Here is a 724-nt window from a genome sequence, read left to right on the forward strand (position 1 = left end):
TGTGCTGTGTGCGGGGCTGAGACGGCTGGCGTGGTCACCGAGGCGGTCGACGGGGGGCGGCTGGCCTGGACGGTCTCGACACGGTGCGGCGGCTGTGACGTTGTTACGGAGCTGTGTGGTTGGGACGAGATGCCGGCCGTCGTCCGGACTGCGCTCATCGCCCGCGCTGGCTTGGTCCGGCTGCGAGTTGAACCGGTTGCCGCCCGCCCACTCAGGGTTCGTCTCCTCGGGGTGTTCCGCGAACAAGGGGCGACGATCGGTGAGGCAAGCAGCGCGATCACCGCGCTGAGCACTACTGGCATTCTCGGTACGCCGGCCGAGATGGAGCTGCTCGCGCAGCGACTTACCGCTGCGGGCGCGAGCGTCTCCCTGGAGCCACAGGCCAGGAGCCGGTGAGTTTGTGAGGTACCAGTGACCTACCGCTGGTCGGTTCGGTACAGACCGGCCTACTGTCAAGCCCTCGGCTGGTCACCGCTGACCTCCGTTGTCGAGCGTGCGGAGCGGCCAGGCGCCCTGATGGTGGCATCGCTACCTTGCGCCCGTCCGGGCAACTGGCTCGGAATACCGAGCCAGCCGGTGTTGCCCGGCACGGTGGCTGTAGGGGCCCGCCAGGCACTGCCTGCTGGCGGCCGTCCCGCCCGGGGCCGGCGTTCGAACTCTCCCTTCCGGACTCCTCGGACGGGCGGTGACAGTCACGCCGCCGCCCGGAGCGCGAATCGCGGCA

General features: G+C 69.9%; 1 protein-coding gene. It reads left to right on the forward strand.

Annotation, left to right across the window (positions count from 1 at the left end):
• Nucleotides 1–396, forward strand: a 396-nt coding sequence (locus Pen02_RS41440; protein ID WP_203871687.1) for a hypothetical protein, incomplete at its 5' end; no start/stop codon positions are given.
• Nucleotides 397–724: the final 328 nt, after the last annotated feature.

Source organism: Plantactinospora endophytica, assembly GCF_016862915.1.
Taxonomy (GTDB): Bacteria; Actinomycetota; Actinomycetes; order Mycobacteriales; family Micromonosporaceae; genus Plantactinospora; species Plantactinospora endophytica.